At 35.6% G+C, this 23766-nt stretch carries 16 protein-coding genes; 2 read left to right on the forward strand and 14 right to left on the reverse strand.

Annotated elements, in window-relative coordinates:
• Window positions 1–477: 477 nt before the first annotated feature.
• The 8 genes from O0550_RS12985 to O0550_RS13020 form a co-directional block, all read right to left on the reverse strand.
• The gene (locus O0550_RS12985; protein WP_003345283.1) at window positions 478–1296 is read right to left on the reverse strand and encodes a hypothetical protein; all 819 of its coding nucleotides are present in this window, start codon (window positions 1294–1296) and stop codon (window positions 478–480) included.
• A 1096-nt stretch (window positions 1297–2392) separates the two neighbouring features.
• On the reverse strand, window positions 2393–2971 hold the full coding sequence (locus O0550_RS12990) for a hypothetical protein (RefSeq protein ID WP_258426522.1): 579 nt from the start codon (window positions 2969–2971) through the stop codon (window positions 2393–2395).
• Between the two features lie 246 nt (window positions 2972–3217).
• Window positions 3218–4135 carry an ankyrin repeat domain-containing protein gene (locus O0550_RS12995; RefSeq protein ID WP_258426523.1) on the reverse strand — a complete coding sequence of 306 codons (918 nt, stop codon included), beginning with the start codon at window positions 4133–4135 and terminating at the stop codon, window positions 3218–3220.
• Window positions 4136–4313: 178 nt separating this feature from the next.
• Window positions 4314–4874: a hypothetical protein gene (locus O0550_RS13000; protein ID WP_258426524.1), complete on the reverse strand. Its 561-nt coding sequence runs from the start codon at window positions 4872–4874 to the stop codon at window positions 4314–4316.
• Complete coding sequence (locus O0550_RS13005) at window positions 4871–10240, reverse strand: RHS repeat domain-containing protein (protein WP_258426525.1); 5370 nt, start codon at window positions 10238–10240, stop codon at window positions 4871–4873. The genes O0550_RS13000 and O0550_RS13005 overlap by 4 nt, the downstream gene beginning before the upstream one ends.
• A gap of 18 nt (window positions 10241–10258) precedes the next feature.
• Complete coding sequence (locus O0550_RS13010; protein WP_258426526.1) at window positions 10259–12244, reverse strand: fibronectin type III domain-containing protein; 1986 nt, start codon at window positions 12242–12244, stop codon at window positions 10259–10261.
• A gap of 315 nt (window positions 12245–12559) precedes the next feature.
• Window positions 12560–12940, reverse strand: coding sequence for a hypothetical protein (locus O0550_RS13015; RefSeq protein ID WP_258426527.1), 381 nt, complete (start codon window positions 12938–12940; stop codon window positions 12560–12562).
• Window positions 12941–12970: 30 nt separating this feature from the next.
• Complete coding sequence (locus O0550_RS13020) at window positions 12971–13588, reverse strand: hypothetical protein (RefSeq protein WP_258426528.1); 618 nt, start codon at window positions 13586–13588, stop codon at window positions 12971–12973.
• 773 nt (window positions 13589–14361) lie between these two features.
• Here O0550_RS13020 and O0550_RS13025 point away from each other — a divergent pair.
• Window positions 14362–15654, forward strand: coding sequence for a helix-turn-helix domain-containing protein (locus tag O0550_RS13025; RefSeq protein ID WP_258426529.1), 1293 nt, complete (start codon window positions 14362–14364; stop codon window positions 15652–15654).
• On the forward strand, window positions 15654–15791 hold the full coding sequence (locus O0550_RS13030; protein WP_258426530.1) for a hypothetical protein: 138 nt from the start codon (window positions 15654–15656) through the stop codon (window positions 15789–15791). Before O0550_RS13025 ends, O0550_RS13030 begins: the two co-directional genes overlap by 1 nt.
• Before the next feature lie 541 nt (window positions 15792–16332).
• Here the strand turns inward: O0550_RS13030 and O0550_RS13035 are convergent.
• The 6 genes from O0550_RS13035 to O0550_RS13060 form a co-directional block, all read right to left on the reverse strand.
• Window positions 16333–17691 (reverse strand): CHC2 zinc finger domain-containing protein, encoded by a 1359-nt coding sequence (locus O0550_RS13035; RefSeq protein ID WP_258426531.1) that lies wholly within the window; start codon window positions 17689–17691, stop codon window positions 16333–16335.
• A 510-nt stretch (window positions 17692–18201) separates the two neighbouring features.
• Window positions 18202–19617 (reverse strand): competence protein CoiA, encoded by a 1416-nt coding sequence (locus O0550_RS13040; protein WP_258426532.1) that lies wholly within the window; start codon window positions 19615–19617, stop codon window positions 18202–18204.
• Window positions 19618–19905: 288 nt separating this feature from the next.
• Complete coding sequence (locus tag O0550_RS13045) at window positions 19906–21552, reverse strand: CpaE/TadZ family protein (protein ID WP_258426533.1); 1647 nt, start codon at window positions 21550–21552, stop codon at window positions 19906–19908.
• 5 nt (window positions 21553–21557) lie between these two features.
• A complete protein-coding gene (locus O0550_RS13050; RefSeq protein WP_258426534.1) occupies window positions 21558–21776 on the reverse strand; it encodes a helix-turn-helix domain-containing protein in 219 nt (72 codons plus the stop codon).
• Window positions 21777–21860: 84 nt separating this feature from the next.
• Complete coding sequence (locus tag O0550_RS13055; RefSeq protein WP_258426535.1) at window positions 21861–22814, reverse strand: hypothetical protein; 954 nt, start codon at window positions 22812–22814, stop codon at window positions 21861–21863.
• The gene (locus tag O0550_RS13060) at window positions 22807–23694 is read right to left on the reverse strand and encodes an RNA-binding protein (RefSeq protein ID WP_258426536.1); all 888 of its coding nucleotides are present in this window, start codon (window positions 23692–23694) and stop codon (window positions 22807–22809) included. The genes O0550_RS13055 and O0550_RS13060 overlap by 8 nt, the downstream gene beginning before the upstream one ends.
• Window positions 23695–23766: the final 72 nt, after the last annotated feature.

Raw genomic sequence — 23766 nt, forward strand, 5'->3', positions numbered from 1 at the left:
TGTTAAGAAAATAAATTGTAATTGGTACAATTTCACTATAATATATCATACTTTTGGACAGAATAAATTTATGATATAAATTTGAGTATAAGAAAAAAAGACTACAATTCCTCTTTTTTTAATATACTATTTTGCTTTTGAATAGTACTTTTTGACTGTTTTTTATGAAAGAATCCTTTTTAAGTTATAACATTCTGGAATTGTACCCCCATATATAGATCAAGTTCTATACCTAGAGCTTTGTAACCCGTAAACTTTTTTTGTTGTAAAACTTACGTTTTTCAAACATTACATTACTAAATTTTATGGGGATATGAGCCTTTATTGAGTCTAATTTTGTGTGGTGTAATTTAACCGCCTTGCTTTAGACCACTTTTTAATCGATAATATTAGTTTATCCACTTTTCAAGTCAAAGTTTGAATTTACATTGACTTGAAAAAGGGATAAAATTCATCCCTTTCGTTTATTAAAATGATTTAAGCCGATGGTCCCGATAAAATATGGAAATCTTTTACGTTGTTATCCTGCTTTATTCTCAAGATTTGATCTTCGTACGAAATATCTACTAAAAAAGAGACAACACTATCTTTAGGTTGATCAAATAGTTCTTGATTGGTTACAGCAATCCATGTAACAGTTTTCTCATCTCCAAACCTTAGCATATACTCAGTATCCATTTTCTTTTTTCCAAGTATCTTTCCAACTATAGGCAACGAACTATTCCCAGCAAATTTGCTTGGGTTTTCTTCTATTTCTGTAATCGTTAACAAGTTTTGTAATTGCTCTTTAGACACTTTCCAAAAGTCTTCAAGACTTGACTCATCTACTAAATGGTTGTATAGATCGTTGGCTATGACGTCTTCATTTAATTCTACTAGTACAACATCACTACTAGCATTGCCTTCATTTTTGTTAGGATTATTCATTTGGTCTGTAGTTTTATCAACAATACGCTCATAAATTGTGTGGTCTGGCAATAACATATTTGTGTCCTTTTTTATGTTTTTACCCGCATCGTTTTCATGATTTTTATTTTTTGGTATCTGAGAGTCTAATAGAAGCATAGGAGAACTCTCTATGTTTTTATTTTTTACTAGATTTTTGTTATCATGGATAACTTCTTGAACGTCCGAACTTACAAAGTGATTATGAATAATTGTTTGTCCAGGATTTTCATACCTCATCTTTATAATCGCTTGCCACTTATCTGACTCTTTCCAAGCCCAGAAACAATAGCCTATTAGGAAAAAAAGACAAATGATTACAAGCTCAAATCCAGTGAGTGATACCGTCATATAATCTCCTCCATATTTGAATAAACAAAAAGAGAAACCTTTACAGGTTTCTCCCAATTTATTTACATTCTATTAAATTCTAGATTCCATCATTTAAAAATTAAGCTCACAAAGAGCAAAACTCATTCTTAAAGACCCCTTCATAGTTATAGGGTAAATAAATAAACAAAAAAACAAAGTGAATATGTCATTATTATACGATATCTTTCCGATAAGCGGAAGACTTTCTTTATTTACATCAAACATTTTATTTTGAATAGGATCTATTTTTTATTAAAAATAAATAGGAAAAATGCGACGCACAATCTATTTAAAAAAAAGAAAATTACTCCGATTGAAACTAAGAAAACAGGTAATAAAATGACAACCAATATCATAGTTATTGGATCTCCCAGTTCATGTCCGGTCAATAGACCTTTCTCATGAAGGTAACTATTAATCCCAATTTCTTTTATAAATACACTCACTTTATCAAGATTAACTAGAAGTACTATGAATAATATTAAGAAAAGAACATTCATGAAACTTCCCCCCTATATGTTTACCTTTACTGTACTTCAATCGGGAGAAATTTCAAAAAAAGTAACCCATCATTTACATATGCCATCGAGTTTTTAGATAGTTTTTAATTGGGGACTTCTTTGTATAAGTAGACTTCTTTTAGAATTTTATTCAACTTACTTCCTTCAAAAATAGGACCCTTTTTTACCAGGATTGAGTCGCCCACTAGAGTACCGATTACGATATTTTCATGTAATTATCTTCCTATAGGAGTGTAGTGTAAACTTTAAGGTTCATAATATCGCTTTAAAAAAGATAAGGTGGATCATTGAGTTGGATCGTAAAAATACAGGCCCGATTATAACTCTCCTGTATATAAGATCTGAAGTAAATGAATATAGGCCAAAACCCCCTGCCATTATTCATAATGACAGGGGGTTGCATCCATCTTCAACCAAGGTTAAAACCACTTTTTTAATATTCTGGCGATGAAAGGTGATGCTAGGCGGATGTCACATACCAATCAACAAGAATAACAACACGATGATTAGCCGTATCGTGGGGGAGTTCTTCAGATCCTCTTATTTTTGGGTTGCTAAAAGTTATTTTTTATTGGTTGAGTATAATCCCAACTTATCAATCTAATATTGTATTTTTTAAGCAATTCATCTTCTTGTATAATACCATTCGCACCACTTCCATCCTGATATTGTTCTGAAAACGAAGCATTTGGAAACCCATGTTCATATCCGTTACCACGTTCATCATCGCCCATATAATACCAAGCCGGTCCTGGTTCATAATATACTACTTGGCTTAATGTTTTTTTGTTATGAAATGCTATTCCTGGAGCACCATCCGCATTCAATAAAAGTACTTTTTGATTTCCGCTACCTAGGCGTTCCTTCCATTTACGGTATTTCCCATGCCCTTCATCCATTTCAATTCCGTCGTACCCGCAAATCAAAGTGTCTTCAATTACTTTCGTTTCTCCATTAATCATATAAACTAAGCGAAACGGAAACTCACCGGATGTGATTTCGGGTTTTGTTGGATTTGGAAGTGAGGAAATTCCCAAAGATATCATACCCCACAGCCAAACAGTAAAATAAATTATTACTGAAACAGCAGCTATCAAGCCAATAATTGAAGCTGAAAAAATGTTAATCCTCAATTATACCCTGCCTCCTTTAGCGCCTTTTGGACTGCGCCCATTAAATGGTTTTTTATCCTCTCAATAGCGTTTGTTTGCCAAAACTCAGACCAATGTCCTCCGTACTGTTAAGGCGAATACACCACTTTGTCTATAGGTTTACACAACCATGTTTCTGGTCTAACTCTTATTAAAAGGCCAAAAAGAAACCCCAGTTGAGTAGATAATTTACTCGTTCCGGGGCTTCTAGCTGAGAATAGTGACTATTTAGTACTTTTTTGTATATTCCTTCCACGTATCAGGATATCTTTTTTGAATATAATCAAGTGTATATTGATCAATTTGAGTATCCCAATAATTCACACCTTGTCGGGCAAATTCTTCAACAATCTCCATTTTCATTTTATGCTCAGCTGAACCTAGATCAAACACCCATGATCTTAATATTCTTACAGGAAATAGTTTTTCATTTGGATCTTCATCTCCAAGATTTTCCCTCCTAAAATAAGGGTCTGATACTTTGGCTTTTTTCTCAACAATTAAATATCTAGCATATTCCGGGGCATTTGCTATTAATGATTCAATGGCTGCTGTTTTCCCACGTTTTGTTTTATAGTTAATATCAGCACCTGCTTCTACCAGTGCTTTTGTTTTTTCGATACTATTTCCAATCGATTTCATCAATGGACTTGTTCCTGGCTCAATAACTGTACTATCAGAACCAATATAATTTATGTTGGGATCACCACCATATTTCAACAAAAGCTTTACGTATTTCGGGTCTTTTTTGGCATCATTATCAATAAAGGAATATCCAGATGCTCTAAAAAGTGGAGTCTCACCATAATAATTTATTGCTTGGATATTAGGATTAGCGCCACATTTTAATAATGCCTCTGCTGATTCGTACTTTTCCATCCCTACTGCCCAGAATAGCAAAGTCGCTCCGTATTTTGGATCTTGATAGTTTAATAAATACGGTTCTTTTTTTGCTATTTTTTCTATTACCTTTATGTTTTGATCTCTTACAGCTAAAGCTAAATTCCATGCCGGGGTCTCTTTGTAAATATTAATATTTGTAATTTTATGCTCCTCCTCTCCTAAAATTTTACCAATAAACCGATAGGAAAATAATGTGAGAAACATAACTACAATAAAAGAAAAAATAATCATCTTTTTAGTCATTATTCAAGTTTCACCTCCAGTTCAGTGCTTGTTATACTGCATCCATCTTCCACCGAGCAAAAACCACTTTTTTAATATTCTGGCGATGGAAGGTGACGCGAGGCGGAAGGCACATACCTATAAACAAGAACCACAACACGATGATTAGCCGTATTGTGGTTAAATTCTATATCTCCTCTTATTTTTTTGTTGTTGAAAAATTATTTTTTATGGGTTGGGTATAATCCCAACTTATCAATTTAATATTGTATTTAGTAAGTAATTCATCTGCAGGTATAATACCATCCCTGGTGCTTCCATCCGCATATTTTTCGAAATATATTGCATTAGGAAAACCATGTATATACGTTACTCCTTCATTCATATCATCCATATAATATCGAGCAGGACCCGGATCATAATATATTTCTTTCGAATCATCAATCTTTAACAACAATATTTGTTGTTTTCCGCTGGCTAAATGCTTCTTCCATTCCCGATATTTACCCTGTCCCTCGTTAATTCCAATACCATCATATTCACATATTAAAGTATCTTGAATAACACTCCGTTTCCCTTTAATTTCATATTCCAAACGAAATGGAAATTCACCATATGTTATTTCGGGACGTGGAGGATTTGGTAATAAAGAACTTCCCAAAAATATCATAACCCAAGGCCAGACAGTAAAATATGCTATTATCCCAACAAAGACTATTAACACTATAATCATCGTGCGTAAAGAAGTGTTGCTCCTCACTTATATCCTGCCTCCTTTAGCGCCTTTTGGACTGCGCCCATTAAATGGTTTTTTATCCTGTCAATAGCGTTTGTTTGCCAAAACTCAGACCAATGTCCTCCGTACTGTTGAGGCAAATACACCACTTTGTCTATAGGTTTACTGAACCCCACTTCTATAGAATTTAGAATATCACCTTTTACAATAAATGCAGTCATACTGGCACTATAATTGGAAGAACTTAGCCCATATGCCTTCAGATTGACGGTTGCAGGATTGAATATGATACTGTTTTTATTTGCTACCACTGCATTTGCGGCTGCTTCTGCCCCTCCTTTCGAGTGTCCTACCATAGTTATTTCGTTCTTTAAATGTTTTTTAACAAATTCTTTCGACTTTTCAATTGACGTTTTCATATCAGCTGATGAACCAAAAAGCTGTTGAACATTATTTGCCCAATCATTCGCACTCGTTATGGTTGTACCTTTATTTACTAATGCATATTCAGTTGTTCCATCAGCTTTTACCCTTGAATAAACCCCCATTTTCAGATTATCGCCGCCTGTTATTATATCTACGAGCATCCATCCACCCGAAAGCTTATATGTTATTCCTTTTTCGGCAATATAGATATGATCCGCCATTAATGCAGCTTCACTTGGAGTAGGAATATGTCCACTCGGATCACTATATCTTATAGGATTGTTCCATCCATACGTATACCGATTCAAACTAAGCGGATTATCCACTTGCCCCTTATACGTATCCTCCGTTATAAACCTTCCATCATTTGGATCATAATACCTTGCACGTAGATAAATCAAGCCCGTTTCTTCATCATATAACTCTCCCGCATATAAGAACGGATTTGACATCTTTTCCTGCTTTCTCTCTACATTTCCCCAGAGGTCATATTCATACTTATTCAGGGTCTGCCCGGCCTTATCCTTTATTTCTACGATGTCACCGTGAGCATTTGTATAGTAATAACCTTGTTTTTGGCTTTCTACATCATCGCGGTAGAGTAGTTCATTCCCCCAGATGTTGCGGGCTTGCAGGTTATTCTTGTCATCCAGCTCCTCAATCACATTGCCATTTAGATAGACATAGTGAGTTGTTTTGCCGTCTATTTCTTTACTTGCTCTAAGCTCCCCCGTATAGTATGTGTAGGTGCTTTCTTTTCCGTTCTTTGTATAGGTTTTAAGACGGTTGAGAGCATCATAGGTGTACGAGCTGTCTACAATTGTTGGCGATTTGGCTGTTACATAGCTTTGGCGGTTGCCGCGTTCGTCGTACGTGTATGTTTGGTTTCTTGTCGGTGTTGTTTCCTTACGAATCCGATCCAATTTATCGTAGCCGAACGTGAAAGCAGATTGGTTCACTGTTGTTTCCACTAGATTTCCAAAGCCATTAAATTGGTTTTGCTCTTCCCACGCCTTGTTGTTGGACAGGAAATGCTGTACGTCTGTTGTTTGGCCAAATGAGTTGAAGCCTTTCTCGATTTTGGTACAGTTTGGATACTGGACATGAACGGTATCACCTGTTGTGGATGGGTCATACTCATAAGTGATTTTACCCATGTCTGGATGTTTAACGGATAAGATGCGTCCTAGCTCATCATAGGTGAAAGCTGTTGCAGTTCCATCTGGATACACAATCGAGTCCGGGGTATCATCTTCATCCTCGTATCTTTGTACGTATGTACGTCCAAATGTGGTCATAGAAGTTGGGCGTAAAAAGCCGTCATACGTATAGGAAACCATTGTATCGTTGTTTTGCTGTGTGAGGAGCTGGCGTGTCGTCTGATCGTAGGTATTTTTCTCTGTCTCTACTACTGTTTTGCCTGACAAGACCTGCAGCGTATCCAGCTCATAGAATGGCGTATACGTATATTTCCGAGTATTTCCCTTTTGATCCGTAAAGCTTGCCAGATTCCCACTCTTGTCATATTCGTAGTTCTCTTTGACCTTTTTGGTAGCGGGGTCAATTTCCCGTAGCTTCCATGAAAGTCCATTGTATACGTAACGGGCCGTTTCCTTGTCATTCTCAAAGGTACTCATCAGGTTCCCGTTCGCATCGTATTGGAATTTGTATATGTTCTTTTCCGGGTCTTTTATATAGATGGGCTTTCCACGTAAATCATACTTATTGTCCCAGCTACGTTTTTCCCCCTGTTCGTTCGTGATCTGCTTGTGCGTTGGATTGCCAAAGCGATCATACTGCATCTGAGTTTTCGTTGATAAATTACCATCTGTCGTATGAACCATATTGGTGACCATATGTCCATAGCGATCATAAAGCTGTGTGCTTTCTAATCCATTGGGAGCAATCGTTTTTTCTACCGGTGTTATTAGACTGCTACCCTGAGCCTGATTGGCGTATTTCATGGTAGTCGTGCGTTTCAGGGCGTCTGTGACGGTTCTTAGGGTTCCATCACTGTGATAGCTGTACGTGGTTCCTCTTTCTTTTTTGCCATACGGATACGTCGCAACTAAACGGTTTCCATCCTCTGCATAGGAGTTTTCCACGAGAGTGCGTCGATTTCCTTGCCTATCCACCTCTACAGAAAATACGACTTTTCCAGCAGGTGTATATGAAGTGATTAGCCCCGTTTTGTTAGGTAGTGTTTTAATTACTTTACGCTCCTGATTTATATACGAATATTTTGTTTCCCGATTATCGCCATCTGAGGAAATAAACATTTCCTTTTGAATTCTGCCAAGTTCATCGTAGAAATACCCTACTATGCTCTCATCAGGAAATTGTTTGGTTACTAAGGAATCTAAATCGTCATACCTATAAGTAAAGGAATACGTTCCTAAGGAGTTTTCCCCGCTATAGACCGTAATTTGTTCCGTAGAGACATGTAGATCATTCTTGTCATAAGTAAAGGCCTTCGAGAAATGTGAGAATTCATCACTTGCCCCAAATTGAACCTCTGTTAAGGAAATAGGCAGCTTTTTGTCCCCATACTTGTACGTACGAAGCAGCTTATCCTCATATTCTTGCCCTGGGTATTTTGCTGTAATGGTCTCTGTTTCCAGTAGATTGTCCCGATTGTAAACATACTCTTGCTTTTTGGAATGTCCATTTTCAGCAACTTGTTCCACGAGAACAGGCAGTCGCAATGTACCTACTTCTTTGTAGCTATAATGGGTTGTTAATCCATTCGGTTCCTTTTGCTCTGTGACATCTCCATTTTGGTCATACTCATAGATCGCCTCATTTGCTAAGGAGGAGAGGTTTTCGATCTTGTCGTGCTTATCAATCTGAGGTGCCAGTAAATATTTTTTGGCTTCGCCATCCGATAGGTTATCTAAAAAATGATAGACATACGCTGGTTTTGTTTTAATTCCTTCATAGGCGTAGCTGGTATAACTCACCGGATTATATCGATAGTTTTTCCCTTCCGCTACTATCTGCTCAGAGTGCTCTTTAGGACTGGTCTTCTTCTCAAGAACCAGATTAAAATGTTCGTTCTCATTAACCCGATAGGTTCTTTCTGTCGATTGCGAGGAAAAACTATTGGTTTCTTCTATGGTCACAACGTCTCCCTGACGAAGCGGATGGTTACTCAAACGTGTAATCCCAGACTTAGGTGTCTTCCAAATCTCTTTTGTCGGCTTTCCTTGATTGGTGAATTTGTAGTAATAGATAAAGCTTTTTCGTTCGGTATCCCCAAATAAGGAAGAGGTTTGATCATAGCTAAATCGCACTGAGGTAACTGGATGGTACGTATAGTAGGATATCGCTTGGTTATCCTGATAAAGTCTAATGACTCCGCGTTCAAACGGATTGGCAGGCTCAGAATTATAGGTGCTGTAGGTATAATCGACTGTTAATCCCTGTGTAGGGTACTCTACCTTTCGCAGCAATAAATATTCAATAAACTGCCGTTTTTGCTTGTCTTTTGCTAGATAGGCTTCCGATTCAAGCTGATCTGGCTTCACAGCCTCATTATTTTCTTTAGGCAATTCATATGATTTGATGTAGTTGAATTCTGCAGTCGCTGTTTTATAGCTGTATCTAGCAATCGTAGTAGATTTCCCGTCTTTTTTTTCTTCTACACTCTCAAGCCGTTGTGTATTGTAATGATATCTAAGCTCTTTGATCAGGTTATTTTTTTGGTTATACACCTTAAGGGAATCGATCATTCCTTCCTTCCCATACCCAATCTCCACTCTTCTCCCAACTGTATCTATAATCTCAATCGTACTTTTATAATCTGGAATCTTGTACGTAATTTTATCTCCATAGATATTCTGCTTTTCAACAATGTACGTACTTCCTTTTTCCCTATATTCAATGGAGTATGAATAGCCATCTTTTGCAAAACCTAACTCTCTGTTCGTCATAAGGGAAGGTAATTTAATATTCTGATAGGGAAGCTTTTTACTGCTATCAATCGTACTCCAATCATCACCGGATATAATAAACTGAGAAACAGGGTGTTTCGTATTTTTCGCCTCATAAAACTGTTGATTACTATAATCATGAACGTTAATCCCTAATTCCTTTGTTACCTCATCAAAGGTTGGAAGATTAAAGCTCCAACCCGTCCCTACTGTATGCGGTAAAGTACCAGCTTCTCTAACATTGTAGGTCCGATTCTCTTTTGCTGTTTCACTATATTCAAACCCCGGAGCCGTAATTTTACTAGATAGCGAGTTATATCGACGCTGGATAACTACATTCATTCCATGCTTACCTTCAAGTGTTAAATCTGTTTCCAGCAAATTCGAAGTTAGATAGATATCATCTACGGGGTTTTCTACATGATTGGCAAAATAACGAATAGGTTGCTCCTTTTCTGTAAAGTGCATGCTTGGACTTGAGGCTGAAGCCAAGGCTCTAGGCTGTATGCTACTGGTTGTACTCTTTCCTTTTGGTTTCTCCTTGTCTCTCCAATCCTGTAAAGCCTGAATGGCACTAGGGGCATATTGCTCTAACAGCTTTACTTTTTCCGCTGATAAGTTGGAAATCTGGCCCATGACTTGTTCGTCATTCCATTCATACAGCTGATTTATCTCTTCTTCTGTTAAAAGTCGATGTACGTCTGTATAAAAATAGGCAACGATTTGTAGAAGTGTGCGATCCCCCTGATCAAAAAGCTGTTGAACAGATGCAAGAGAAAGCTGTTCCCACTTCATTTGGGCTATTTGTTCTTTTGTTACATCCGCTTTCATAGATGTAGGTTCTTTTTGCTGATGTTCTACCTTTTTCTGTTCGTCTTTTATCCAATCTATCGTATCCTTTGGATTCTTCTGTCTGTTTATTTGCTCGTTATTCATCTGCACATTTGTTGCTCCAACAACGTATACATTTGTAAACAACCCTGTCCAAAGAATGGTTGTACATAAGAAAAGAGAAAACCATTTTCTATACATAAACTCCTCCTGCATCCTTTACTTTATTGATTTTTTCGTTACTAGATTTCCATTTTCATCGTATAGATAACGAAGGATCACTGTCCCGTCTTTTTTGATTGTGATTAATTGATTCTGATCATTGTATACGTACTCATACAAGGCTGCGATATTGTTCTCTCGAAAAGCAATGGCGAATGTACCACTCCTTGCTTCTGATGTTGCACCTACAATACAATTCTTCTCTATTTTCACCATCAGGTTGTCCACTGGCTTATCATGAGTCTTGGCTTTGCCATTCAATTGGATGGTTATCTGATTGTCTGAATCACGTTTTGTCGATATCGTTAATCCTTCTGGTAAATTTTCAATCGTGATTCCGCTCGAGAGTTCTTTTGCAAAAACTCCCTGCTTAAGATAAACGCTTAGAGGCGTAGCTATGCTACCATCGTTTTGACTTGACTCCTGAAGTACATTCGTAGATAGGATTAGCTGCGGATTCGTCACGGTACCTGGTATCTGGACCTTCAATTCATCGCTAAGCAGTGAGACGGTTAAGGACTCAAAAATAACGATGACCTGATAATGATATTGCATACCTGGCTGAACATTCTTATCGACATACTTATTCTGGCTTACATTTTTGGGATTCTCCCCATTCCGGATTACTGTATATGATAGAATCGGATCGTTTGGTTTTACGACAGGGTCCCATGTTAAGGTAACTTCGTTTTCGCTAACAGATGAGGCTACGAGATTAACCGGCTTTGTGGTAAGTTCATGTAAGCTTCGATAAACCTCACCCTTGTAAATCACATCGATATCAGCATACTTCTCCTCATTTTTTCCGCCACAACCGATGAAAATATAGCTGTCTTTTTTTACATACCCACTGTAGTTATCCTTATCCTGATAGGTAATTCGGCTAGGTGCCTCTCTGAAAGCAGATTCCTCTCTGATTGCACAGGATGTATCATCATAAAACCGTTCTTTCTTATAGATTTGAACCGATTTTTTATAGGGAATGGGAACCGCGACATTACTTGGCTCGGAACGTCTACCTGCTATATCAATTGCTCGTACCACATAGCTATAAACCAAGGGGTCTTTATCACTATCCGTAAATGTAGTCGTTTTTGTAGTAGCAATGCGCTTCCCATTTCGATAGATTTCATAGCCTGCTAAAGCAACATTGCTTTTCGAACCCGTCCAGTTAATGACCATTTTTTTATCATCCGTTTCAAATGCTTTCAAAAGGCCGGGTCTTGTTGGAGGCTCTTCCTCTTCTAACATCGATCTTTTCTTGCGAAGCGAGACCTTAGCCTGCTTGGTAGGCTGATCGTCTCCTAGTTCAAAATGTTCAAGGGTTAGCGGGGAACGCTCAATGTTCCCACTGTATTCAATGCTGAGAATCACTGTTTTTTGATCGTCTTTATCTAGTACAGTAGCGAAGTATTTTCCTTTAACCAGCTGACCCCTATATTGATTGTCGTTATAAGTAATCTCTGGTGCAGCCGCATCATACATCGACTTCTCCAACTCTATTCGTTTACTGGGTTCTAATTCTTCTTGTGGTAATGTTCGTTCAGACGTAAGAGAAATGGTAACGGCTTGTTTTGTATCTTGTTCTCGAAGTAGTTTTTCGACTGTTTCCTTATCAAGGGTTATTAGCTCATTCTTTGGAGTAAAGAAAGGAGATTCATTTGAAATAAAATCGGAGTTATTTTGCGGTTCGTAAATCTGTTGTTCCTCTTGTTTTTCTTGGTCTAGTTCTAACTTAGCTTCTTTCTCAAATTCTTGTTCAACAGGTGAATCCGAATTTTTCAAGGGAGTTGTAGTTTCTGATGTAGTTAAAGATGAAATACTAGGATTGATCTTCTTTTCTAACGTTTGACTAGAAGTTGTTGTTGCTGGTATTGCTTGAACGATTTGTCCTAAAGCAACGACTTCATTCCCACACAAGATACTGATACACAGTACCGTTCGCAATATCCAGGCTGGCCACTTGCAACTTTTTTTGTGCATATTAGATAATTACCTCCACCCTTCAATTTGGCAAAACTAAATAGCAGTAATCTTATCATTAGCTAGGGACATCCCCTCCATTATTCCTTTTAGAGAATATTCTACCAAACGTTCCGTGATTTTCTTTTTATAACTTTATTCGCAACGGCCATAAATTTTTCGACAAAAGGAGAATGTGTTTGGACAATAAAAAAGAACGCCAGTCTTAGCGTTCTAGAAAATGATAACTTTGATGTATGCTATTTTGTGTCTTATTAAATGATTAAGAGTCCAAATAAAATAATGATCTCGGCATTATTAAAGCTATCTTGTAATTCAGGCAAGAGTCCTTTTCATTTTAATATGACAAAATACTCCTAAAATTACGTTAATAAGATAAATAAGAATTGGTACGATAAAAATATAGTTTTCTTGATTATACATTTTAATGAACAACAATAACCCTGCTAATGAAACTATATTAAAGACCAAGGACGAGGAAGTGGTTATCGTTCTTCTCATGTAAGCCATCACAATTAAAAAAATAACCACTATTGCTCTACATATTGCTAGGATGGAGTTATTTATAAATTCGTTCCACACATTCAATCCCTGTTTAATTCCATCGGACATTGCAATAAAGAATGTAAGATCGGCTATCAGTCCTACAACCAGTAATCCGATACAAAAGGAGGTCAGTACTTTTTTTCTTCTCATATTATTTCCTCCGTAATGACATGAAATCTCTTATCCAAATATGTAATTAATATTATCCCAGTTTCTTCCTAGATAATCCATAAGGAAACGCTCTCTATCATCTTCACCTATATCTGCTATATCGGTATGTGAACGAAAGCTTTTTAATGCCCGAATGATGTCCTTTCCAACCCCTGGAATAATAGATGCAATTTTTTCGCCTAATCTTGCTACTTTGTCTGGAACAGCATGACAAACAATTTCCGCTGCAACAGAACCAGTACCTGCCTCGAACGTCTCTCCCATTTCTGATTTATACTTTTTCCTTAGTTTCTTAGCTAGGTCATATACGTTATTGATATCGTCTCTTGTTAATTTTTGGAGGTTAGAATCAACCTTTACACGGATGATCCCTTCGTCCCTTCTTTTGTCAATTTGGTAAGTAATTCTAAAACCAGCAACATTCATTTTTTGCCATGGGCCCTCTGGATCGTAGCCAGACGCTATAGAATATGCTTTCATTGCATCTGAGCTAATTTCAACGCTATCTTGCTGTATCCCTGATTTTCCTTCAGTTACTTTTGAAAGTCCTTCATTTTTAGGGATAGGTAATAGTTCAGTCGTTTTCATGTTATAAGGATTTGTTCTAAATGGATTGGTAATATTCATATTAACCTCCTAATTTATGTAAATAATTAAGTATTATATTAACTTTTATTTAAATTAAAATCAATATTTAAATATTTGAAAAATATTTGTCGGATGATGAATTTCATCTGTTAATTGATTTTCCCCATATTCCTGCAAGAAATAAGTTCAATATTGACGAAAAAAGATGTGATTTTACAAAAACATTTTATCCCCCATGTTTATTAAACTTTAAAATTTTTCCGTATAGAATTATGCCATCAACTCGTTGTTTTTGAGGTTCCTTTTATTTTGTCTGTAATACCTTTAATTTAATAATTCTATGCTGCTATAAATTTATTGTAACGGGCGAAGGATATCTGTCTTTCGGGGGCCCTTTCTTTTTGACAAAAGAAAATAGCTCCTTCCACCTGATCTAAAGTGAGGAGCTATTTCAGGTAAGTCATGTACATTCCTACCCAACGTTTCAAACAAATATGGTAGCTCTGGGGCATAGAGTTACCGTAAATGAAATCAACGTGATTATTATTTACTACCATCTACAGTGAAAAGTATTCCCCACAATAAGAATAAATATCCCTTGTTGTATTGGACTAAAGCTGAATAATTCCTTGTTTTTGCAAAGTTGAGTTCCTAGTGATTTCTAATCGTTATTTTCTTGATCTAATAGCATTTCAATAGATTACTTTTGATTACGATACTATTACTTTTTTTATTTACATTTACATAAATATACATGCGAGGTAGAATATTAAGAAATATCATCGTTTATTAATTCAAGAAAGGGGATTAATGTGACGGAAAGTTTAAGTTTCTTAACATTTGGAGGACTTATCAAAAATATAAGAGCAGAATTAGGAATAAGCTTGTCGGAATTATCGAGATTAAGTGGGATAAGCAAGGGCGTACTTTCTAAAATTGAAACAGGCAAAACAAAACGTCCGAGACTAAGTACAATAAAGTCGTTAATGGAGATCCTAAAGTTCCCTTATGAGGAAGTAATTGAATACTATGTCGAATTAGAAGATCGTATTGATAGTTTGTATGCTTTTTTGTCAGAAGCGATTGAGCTCCATAACCTCTCTTTAATATCGAAAATCGCTAAGCATTTTTTATCATCTCCTCGTGACGATACCTATAGTCTATTAGAAAACCTGTTCGAATTTACTGATACTTGTAGTTGCAACGAAGTAAAGCTCTCACTCTACGATGAGATAGTCCAGTATGCCCGGCAACATGGGGTTCCCAAGTATATTGCAAAAGGGTTGTACAAGACATTCTTTATTAAGGTCCAGGAATTAGAGCATTTAGAAGAAGTATTTAAGTTAGGAGAAGAGGTTTTATATTACAAAGAATTTTTGCATCAAGAGGAACGAATAAAATTTTTCTATAGAATGGCATTTCTTGCACATGATCTTAAAAAGTACGAGAAGTGTATTCAATTAGGAAGAATGGGACATGCCGAAGATACAAAGGAAAATGAGATGAAAGAAAGGGTTGCTTTGGCGATCTGTAACTCTTACATGTTTGAAGAAAAATACGATGAATTGGAGAATCATCTCCAACTATATAAAAAATTAGGTTATAAATTTATATGTGATCGTATTAAATTTTTTCGAGCCATTATCTTAGCTAGAACGGGAGATGAGAAGAAGGCGATCCCTCTCTTGAAAGAATGTGTGGCTGAATCAACTGAAAATAACCGATTACATAGAGTAAACGAGTTAATCGAAGCGTTACTGAGAATTAATGATTTAGAGTCTCTCCATCGTATCTTTGAGCAAGAGAAGGAAAACACCACAGTTCTAATAAATACTCCTTACAAGTACTTAGAACTAGGTAAGTACTTCAAGCACAAAGGAATGTTCCTAGTAAAACGCCGCTTCTTCCATGAGGGAATGGAAGCATATCTTACAAGTATGAAGTTCTATAGTACAATTCAATCATTGAGTGGCCTATCGGAATGCTCTGAGGAAATTTACATTCATCATTGTGAACAAAATAAAGATATGCAATTGGGCCTTCTGAATAAGCTACGCGAGGTATATAATGTGGTAAATAAAGGATGTAAAAGGAGTGATATATAATGAAAAAAATTTTGGCTATATTCCTAACTGTTTCATTTGTAATTTGCTCTCTTATACCTATGGCAAATTTATTTGATTGGAAAAGTGACCAGGAATTTGCAGCTATAAAACCAACCCGAGATGATCCACAAGGATAAAATTCTTTTAAAAAATAATAATTCAAACCCCCCCGCTCAATTGATTGTTGATATTCAGTTAGCGGGGTTTTCCTTTTATTAATACCATATCTTACATACATAGATACTGATTTTTGTCGAAATATGCAAAATGTTTCACGGTTTACTAATATATGGATAAATTGAAACGGTATGGTAATATAAAGCAGGAAAAGGAGGTATTTTATTCTATTTAGGAGGAAATATGCAAAATAAGTATTCAGTATTTATATTTTTTGTCTCAATAAGCCTTTTTATAAAAATTACTTCTTTGGTAGATTCATTAGTGGATAATTTCTATCTTGCATCCGCGATTGAATTGTTACTAATCTTAGTAATAATTTGTCTTCTTGATACATTTCTAACGAACTTGGTTAGAAGTTTTTGTGAAAAATTTAATATCAATCTTCCCTATCTCTATGTGATTTACATCGTACTGTATGTAATTATTTTCACAAAATAATACGTTCTAGAAATGAAAGAACCCCTGCCTTAGTGAGCAGGGGTTAAAAAGTAGGAAAATCTATCTTTCAAATAGTGTTCTTACTTCTGGATAGTACCCTCTAATTAAAATATCGTCAATTCCTTTACCATGTTGTTCTTTATTCCACAAAGCTACTGAACATTTCTTAATTTGAAATAACTTATATAACTCTTCTTTGAAATTTTTAATAGCATTTCGTAACGCTTCCTTTTTATGGTCAGCAATATCCATATCAAATGCTAAAACAATTTCCTCTATTCCCATGTTATCTATGATCTGCATACAATATTTCCAAGATTGAATACCTGGGGCTCCTAAGAATACCTCTCCAACTCTTTCTGAAGATATATCAGATTTTATAGGTCCCTCAGTTACCCATGCACGTTTTACTTTTTGCAAAACGCCCGGTGTTCTTTTCTGTTGCCACTCACACGGAACTGAAACGTGTACGGGCAAAGGATTCCCCGCCTCCGTCCCTTTATATTTATTACCGCTTGTCATCCATAAGTATTTATTACCATCCGTTATACTTACTTGGCCAATTGTTGTTTTTTTATTTCCTCCCATCATTGTAATGATACTTTTGTATTCATTCTTTCTTAGTTCGTTAATAGGGAAAGTTGCTATGATTTTATTTAACCATGTGACTTTCACCTCATTGTTTTCAATATAAGCGCTGAATTTATCACGGTAATCCGTTTTTATTGCTGCCTTTTTAGGTATCTCGTCTAATCTTATTTGCCAACCAACAATATATCCATACTCATTGTAAAATGGGATGAGGATACCCCCTCCTGGATATTTAGGTAAACTCCAATATTCATGTAGTTTCCCGTCCCTTTCTGCTTGAACCAGATAAGCACCTGGAAACCCCTCATAGTTCATTTTCTTCATTTTAGAAAAAGGTTGCCATGGTTTATCAGGAAACGATCGATAACCACGAATTTCAATCTCTTTTTTTGACAGACCTCTATTCGGGGACATTAAATGAGTTTTGTGTTTATCTAATAGTACAAGATTTTGAGCCAAGGAAGTTGATATCTGATGAAGCTCTTTGTCAGGTAATTTTTTTGTATCCTTCTTAATTGACCCTTCTCTTACTCTTTGAATTCCACTTTTTTGATTCTCTTGGCGCTCATGTAACATCTTTAAAACTACTGCAAATGGCTCTGATGTTATTTTCATCAGGAACGTAAAAACATCGCCACCTGCCCCACAACCAAAACATTTAAAAAATTGTTCCTGTTGATTAACATTGAATGAACCTGTTTTCTCTGAATGAAATGGACATAAACCTACATAATTCCGCCCACTTTTTCGTAAAATTACATACTCTTGAATAACATCTAAAATATCCACATTCAATTTAACATCCTCTACTGACAATTGTTCTCTCATAATTCTCTCCCTATATATCAGCTTTTAATGTTGTAATAGAGTCCAGAAATTGTTCTTGTGATAAAAAGTAGTAACAAATTCAGACTAGTACAAATGATTAACAGCTCTTTTTTTGCTTCAGTTGCATCACGAATTGCCCATGTGAATGGATCGCAAGAAAATAACATATAAAAACTTAAAAAGATGATGATTACATTTTGTACTAATGAAGAGATCTTTAGGGGTGAAGATACCCAGTTTACATACTTCTCACACAAATCCAATAGTGTCCAAAAGATAAACGCTGCTCCCCCTATAACTTTTTTCATTTTTATCAGTCCCTTCTAAAATGAAAAAAGGACAGAAAAAAATCCATTCTTAGAAATACGGCCAAACTAACCGTTATCCAAAAATGGATTTTTTCTGTCCTTAAAAACTCATTCCAATAGGAACGAAACTAAGCAATCAAATTTATGTGCATTTATTATAACTCCATTTCTTAATTTTACCAAGCCCAACTTTGTTGAGCTATTAAAACATTATTTCAATTCTTCCTTTTCCCAGAGCATTAAACCTTTCAACACAAATAACTTCAACCTTCCTCATTAGTTCTAGCATAAATATATTTGTAATCTCTTCTTCGGTATTATTAATAAAATCTCTATCTAAAGCTTCTTGCAAAACATCTTCTGGTTGAACCTTCAATATGCGCATTACAGCAGTCATTAATGGTATTAACTCAACTTTATCAGTAGGTTCATACAGATGTTCTATTATCTTTTTGTCGTAAAGAGTGCGTCTTTGTCTGACAAAAGGTACAGCTGACTCCAACCAGGCATATTTATTTTCCATAGTTGCCATTGAATAAAGGAGGAAGATAGGATACCACCATCTCGTAAAATCAATTTCATTAATTTTTTCAAATTTCTTCTCATCCAACTTATTGCGCCAACTGGAAGAAGAGATTTTTACTGGGAAAAACTGACCGACTTTTGAAATATCCTTATGGCTATATACGAATTCAACTTGACAGTCAATATTACTACAAGTCTTTGGGATGAATTTCATTAAGTTATCAGGTATATTCATATATGTTTTGTCGAACTGCCCATTGTCTTCTTGTACAGCTAAAAATTTATATGTAGGAATATTAGATTTTTGTAATGAAATATTTGTTATGGTCAGACTTGTCCTGTGAACAAAGTTATAGCTTATTCCTTTAAAGTCTATGACATCTCGATAGCCAAATGGTTCCCCTATCAAATTAAACTCTATATTTTCTAAGTCATAAAAGTGCATGTATGACCTATATTTTCTTGAATTAATCTTGCTGATATTTCTATAAATTCCTACCTTCATGGTTGTTGGATTTAATGAGAGAATGCAATTTTTTCCAAAGGAAGTATCACTTATCAATTCTTGACTAATCCTTTTAAAACTTACTGAATCATCCTTTTGAATCTTTGCTAGATTTTCTCCAACAATCCATATGTCTCTAATATTTGCTTTTGCGTATAGTTCTCTTCGTCTAATCAAAGTATCTAGAGACATGTTCGATCTTTGGTACTCGATTGCCCATTCTTGTCCATTCTTAAATTTGATGTAGACATCTGCAATTTGACCTGTTTGAGGGATATGATGCTCAATATCAATTTCCTCAGCAATATCTTTGTATTTTTTTATAAAATATTGGTAGATTAATTCCTTTCCTTTTGCGTGTTCAATGGATTCATCATTCTGATCACAATCAATATTCTTTGGATTATGTCTAAAATGTGGTGCTGTTTTTGGATTAGCTGCCCAAGCAAGCACTACCTTTTTTAAACATGATTGACACACAAATCCCTGATTTCGATTCATTTTCTTTAATGATTCTCTCTTATTACTCCAGTATTTGCTCTTAAGGTTAATGATTGTGTTATCATTTAGTACTTTTGCTTTGAACATTTGTCATCACCTTTTCTTATAATGGATGACTATATTTTACAACTATGGAAGTGTTGTTGGAACTATTTAACTTAACATCGATGTCCTCGTCATAAAGGAATGTTGACTTTGTATAGATAGGTATATGAATAATGTTTTTCTACTAAGTACCAATTCGGACGATACTATTTTGTTATGTTTGGTTAAGTATATGTAGGAAAATGATCGCCAAAGCTCCCCATAAATATTGAATTAATTTCTATGAGATGAATTAGTCCTAAAGAGATTACAGAACTCAGACTCTAATTATTACATACGATTCCTAAATCTATTCAAAAAACTTTTCTTCTTTCTTTTCCCCTCAATTACCGACAAATATTTATCTACATACATTTCTTTTACCATCCTTTTAACTAAAGGAAAAAACGATTGGATTAGAATTTCTTTTGCAGTTTTATCTAGATATGCAAAAGGATTAAATGTGCCGCCTTTTAGAAACTCCACTGAAAACGGAATGATAGTTAGTGGTTCTGGATCAAGGTATTGCTCAAACTTTTGTAATTGATGTTTTAAGTTCTTTAGTTCTACGTAAGGATGACTTTTATTGATAATCGTAAATAGGTTATTTGTTTTGGTTATTTTAGAAATCTGTTTCAATCTTTCCCCCATAAATCCTAACTGAATTAAGTCTGGTTCGAGCACAATCCATACTTCGTCAGCTTCCTCTAGAACAAGTTTAGAAAACCCAGAATCTATGTCATGAGATAGGTCAACGAATAACAAGGGCCACTCATCAGCCGTATAGTATAGAGTTAAAGATTCGGCAACACCAATAGCATACTCTTTATTATCGGATAGAGGAATGAATGGAATCCAATTTACATTCTCAAAAAACCAATTTATATCTTTGTGGATAAGAGGAAGGATATACTCTCGATCCAAATACTTACATACTTTTCTCGTACTTTTAACTTCATGATACCAACACTTCCAGAAAGGTGGTTCTTTTTCCTTACCACCAAGAAAAGTATAGAGTTTGGGCATTGGTTGAATTCCTTCTAACACACCCACGGGTAAATCAAATTGTCCCAATGCAATAGCTAAGTTGTTAACCACAAATGAAGACCCTGCCCGATTATAAAGGCTCACTACTGCTATGGTTTTATGATGGATCGTACTTATCAATGACTGTTTCCTTCGGACATGGCTTTCTTGTGCTGCAACAGCATATTGAATCAGCTGCTTAATACTCTCCTTTTTTTCCTGCTCCAGATCATCATAGACATTTACTTTTTTGATAAGCCGCTCATCATTTTCATGATTATTTTCTTTAGGCTGTTGTTTCTCATCAACTTGTACAGGAATGAACGTTTGTTCATTTTCTGTTCTTACCCGTTCATCAGCACAGGATAGTAACTCAATTTCCTCATTAGGCACTTTATCATAATTACCAGTATTGGTTTGTTGAAAAAAATCGATATTTTTATTGTGTATTTCCTTTTTAGATCTTTTCTTCTGAAATTCTTCCAGTGGTATATGAAATACGCGCTGCAATCGATCTATGATTTGCTGATCATGAAGAGTGCTTTTATTTCTAAAATGGCTTTCAAATACAGTCCCCAGCTCGAACAATTCTGGATATGATCCTATACTATCGTTGTGTATATGTATATGGATAAGTGAATGTGGGAATTTCTTATTGATTTCTATTATTGTTTTTCGAAAGTAATCTCTAACTTCTTCTTTCTTACCTTCAAAAAAAGGGTAAAAAATATCTTCTGCTACATAAAATAGATCAATGTCTTTATCAGAGTTACGAAAAGCCTCTATAAAACCTTCATAGGATGCTTCTTCTATTACTATTTCACTAAATCTTCCATACATTTCAACAAATTTTGTCCTATGACTTTCTAATTTGACTCCAATTACAGCTTTTAATGGTAACTTTATCTTCATTATCGCTATATTACTTCTTTTTCTTTTAATAGAACTGACATTTGCTGCTTAAAATAAGGAGTCATACTTGATTTTCCATTTTCAATTTTAGAAATAGTGATGGCACTATATTTTGTTTTAATCGATAACTCACCTTGTGTTAAACCTAATTTCTTTCTGGCTAGCACTAACCATTCTGCCTCGTTCGAGGGTTCCAATTGATCCAACCAATTCAATGATTCCAAATTAAATCCTCCAGTTGTTTATTGTAGTAAAAAACCTCATTCCTCCCTTCTTCATAGTTTGGAATGAGGTAATAAATGAAAGGTCTATATCTCGCGTTTTACTAGCCAATTTAGACCAATCGGATGTAATGTCTCTCCCTTTAACCCTAAGATTGCTTGAGGTAGCTCTTTCGTAAATAGTAATTCATCAATAATAAACCAAACAGGTAACTTTAACCCATCTATATGAAGTCTACTAGCAACCTCTTGTGCAAAAGAAATGGTTGAAACAGACAGGAGAACAACTACTGGCAGCCTATCAAAATCCATAATAGGTAACGCATTGTTATTTTCAACAAAAACAGTATTCCAATTCCTAAGCCTAGACGATATATGCTCCATATAATTTTGACTTTGTTGTAGTCGTTCCGTAACAAGTAAAATATTACGTTTGGGGCCTTTCATTTCTCCAATCGCAAGAGGTTTTCCTAATTTGGGGTTACTATCAATCACACCATGCCACTTCCATCCCCTAAGCACCTGATATTCGTACATTTGTGTACGTAACTCGTTTAATGCTATGTATCGTTGGAGTGCTTTTGTTCCTAATTCAAGTAAACGAGCTGGATGGAACACAAAGTCGGGATACCTATGTTTAAGATAAAGGAATCCAGCTATTCCAACACTCCATGGGGCCGGTGGTAAGGAGGCATCTTCTTGTCTACTTCGCAATTTCCATTGATCTGTTACACCGAAAACAGACATATACCGAATCCTGGTGGAGATTCGAGATGAAGTAAGCTTCCCCTTCAAAAGTCGCCTGAGCTGATTCTCATTTATAACAACAGAATCCCGAATGAGGGTAAGAATTAATTCGTCCTCTTCTAAAAAACGCCCGTGATAAAAGTCTGATACAATCGCCATCATATCGGTTCTAGGTTGATAATTTGCCGGTCGATCAATACCACCCGTAACACTAGGATCATCCCAAAACGGGATCTTTCCACTAGTATCCCTGAATGTCTTTATCTGTGGGATAGAGTGAACCATATTATTCATATAAGTAGGAGCCAGGGTTTGCTCTTTTTACTACCCCATGTGGATACCCTGTTATGATCATTTTTCCTCTTCTCTCTTGCTCATTAATCGTTTTTATTACCCCACTTACGGTTTGACCAGGCAAAGGTTTTGGTAACCCCGATTTATTAGGAATGGTAGCTAGAATAATAACCCCTCTTTTAAGTTTTACAAAGATACCATATTTAGAATCTACATTTGAAATGACACCTAAAACTGATGTACCCTCTTCATAATCTGCGGACGCGTTCTCCCAAGGATCTTTCATGGCATCTTTTCTAGATACACGGATAATGAATGGATCCTGAAGAACTTTTTTTACCATGACTGTTACAGGTTCTCCAATAGTACCCGCATCTCTAATATCAGGAATCCGAACGTAGTCCCAATCCTCCAAATAACAAAAAGCGTCGATACCTCCAATATTTATAAATAATGTATTATTGTTTACGTTGTACCCACTCAAAGTACCTTTTAATATCGCGCCTTCTTGTAACTTTTCTTTTATTTCTTCAGCTAGAATGGTTTCTGCTTTTTTCCGAGAAACAATTACAATAAATTCATCTGGAGAATCACCTTGAATTACATCTAAAACAATAACGTTAACGGTATGCCCAACGAATCCCTTCAATGAAATAAAATCATGTTCAGAAAACTCTTCATCTGAGCAAGTCGCCTTAACACCACCAAGGTCTAAGTGAACAATTTCTCTTCGTTCAATTTTCGTTTCTCCTTCTATTCTTAAAGGGAGATCTTTTGATTCAATTTTCCAAACTACTGCTTGTAATACCTCTTTGCTCTTTTTTGCTTGTTTTACAAAGTCTAAAGGATCATTCGTCCAAAAAATATGTTGTTCACTCATAAAAAAAATCCTCCACAACATTTATAGTTTTATGACCTTACATCTTGGAAAAACAAAAAGAGCACACAAGAA

Source organism: Brevibacillus halotolerans, from assembly GCF_026891775.1.
Classification (GTDB): domain Bacteria; phylum Bacillota; class Bacilli; order Brevibacillales; family Brevibacillaceae; genus Brevibacillus_B; species Brevibacillus_B halotolerans.

Coding starts and splice junctions, on each gene's coding strand:
- O0550_RS12995 (WP_258426523.1), bottom strand. CDS start 4,135: ATGACTAAAAAGATGATTATTTTTTCTTTTATTGTAGTTATGTTTCTC.
- O0550_RS13035 (WP_258426531.1), bottom strand. CDS start 17,691: ATGAGAGAACAATTGTCAGTAGAGGATGTTAAATTGAATGTGGATATT.
- O0550_RS13045 (WP_258426533.1), bottom strand. CDS start 21,552: ATGAAGATAAAGTTACCATTAAAAGCTGTAATTGGAGTCAAATTAGAA.
- O0550_RS13005 (WP_258426525.1), bottom strand. CDS start 10,240: ATGTATAGAAAATGGTTTTCTCTTTTCTTATGTACAACCATTCTTTGG.
- O0550_RS13015 (WP_258426527.1), bottom strand. CDS start 12,940: ATGAGAAGAAAAAAAGTACTGACCTCCTTTTGTATCGGATTACTGGTT.
- O0550_RS13060 (WP_258426536.1), bottom strand. CDS start 23,694: ATGAGTGAACAACATATTTTTTGGACGAATGATCCTTTAGACTTTGTA.
- O0550_RS13040 (WP_258426532.1), bottom strand. CDS start 19,617: ATGTTCAAAGCAAAAGTACTAAATGATAACACAATCATTAACCTTAAG.
- O0550_RS13030 (WP_258426530.1), top strand. CDS start 15,654: ATGAAAAAAATTTTGGCTATATTCCTAACTGTTTCATTTGTAATTTGC.
- O0550_RS13020 (WP_258426528.1), bottom strand. CDS start 13,588: ATGAATATTACCAATCCATTTAGAACAAATCCTTATAACATGAAAACG.
- O0550_RS13055 (WP_258426535.1), bottom strand. CDS start 22,814: ATGAATAATATGGTTCACTCTATCCCACAGATAAAGACATTCAGGGAT.
- O0550_RS13010 (WP_258426526.1), bottom strand. CDS start 12,244: ATGCACAAAAAAAGTTGCAAGTGGCCAGCCTGGATATTGCGAACGGTA.
- O0550_RS12985 (WP_003345283.1), bottom strand. CDS start 1,296: ATGACGGTATCACTCACTGGATTTGAGCTTGTAATCATTTGTCTTTTT.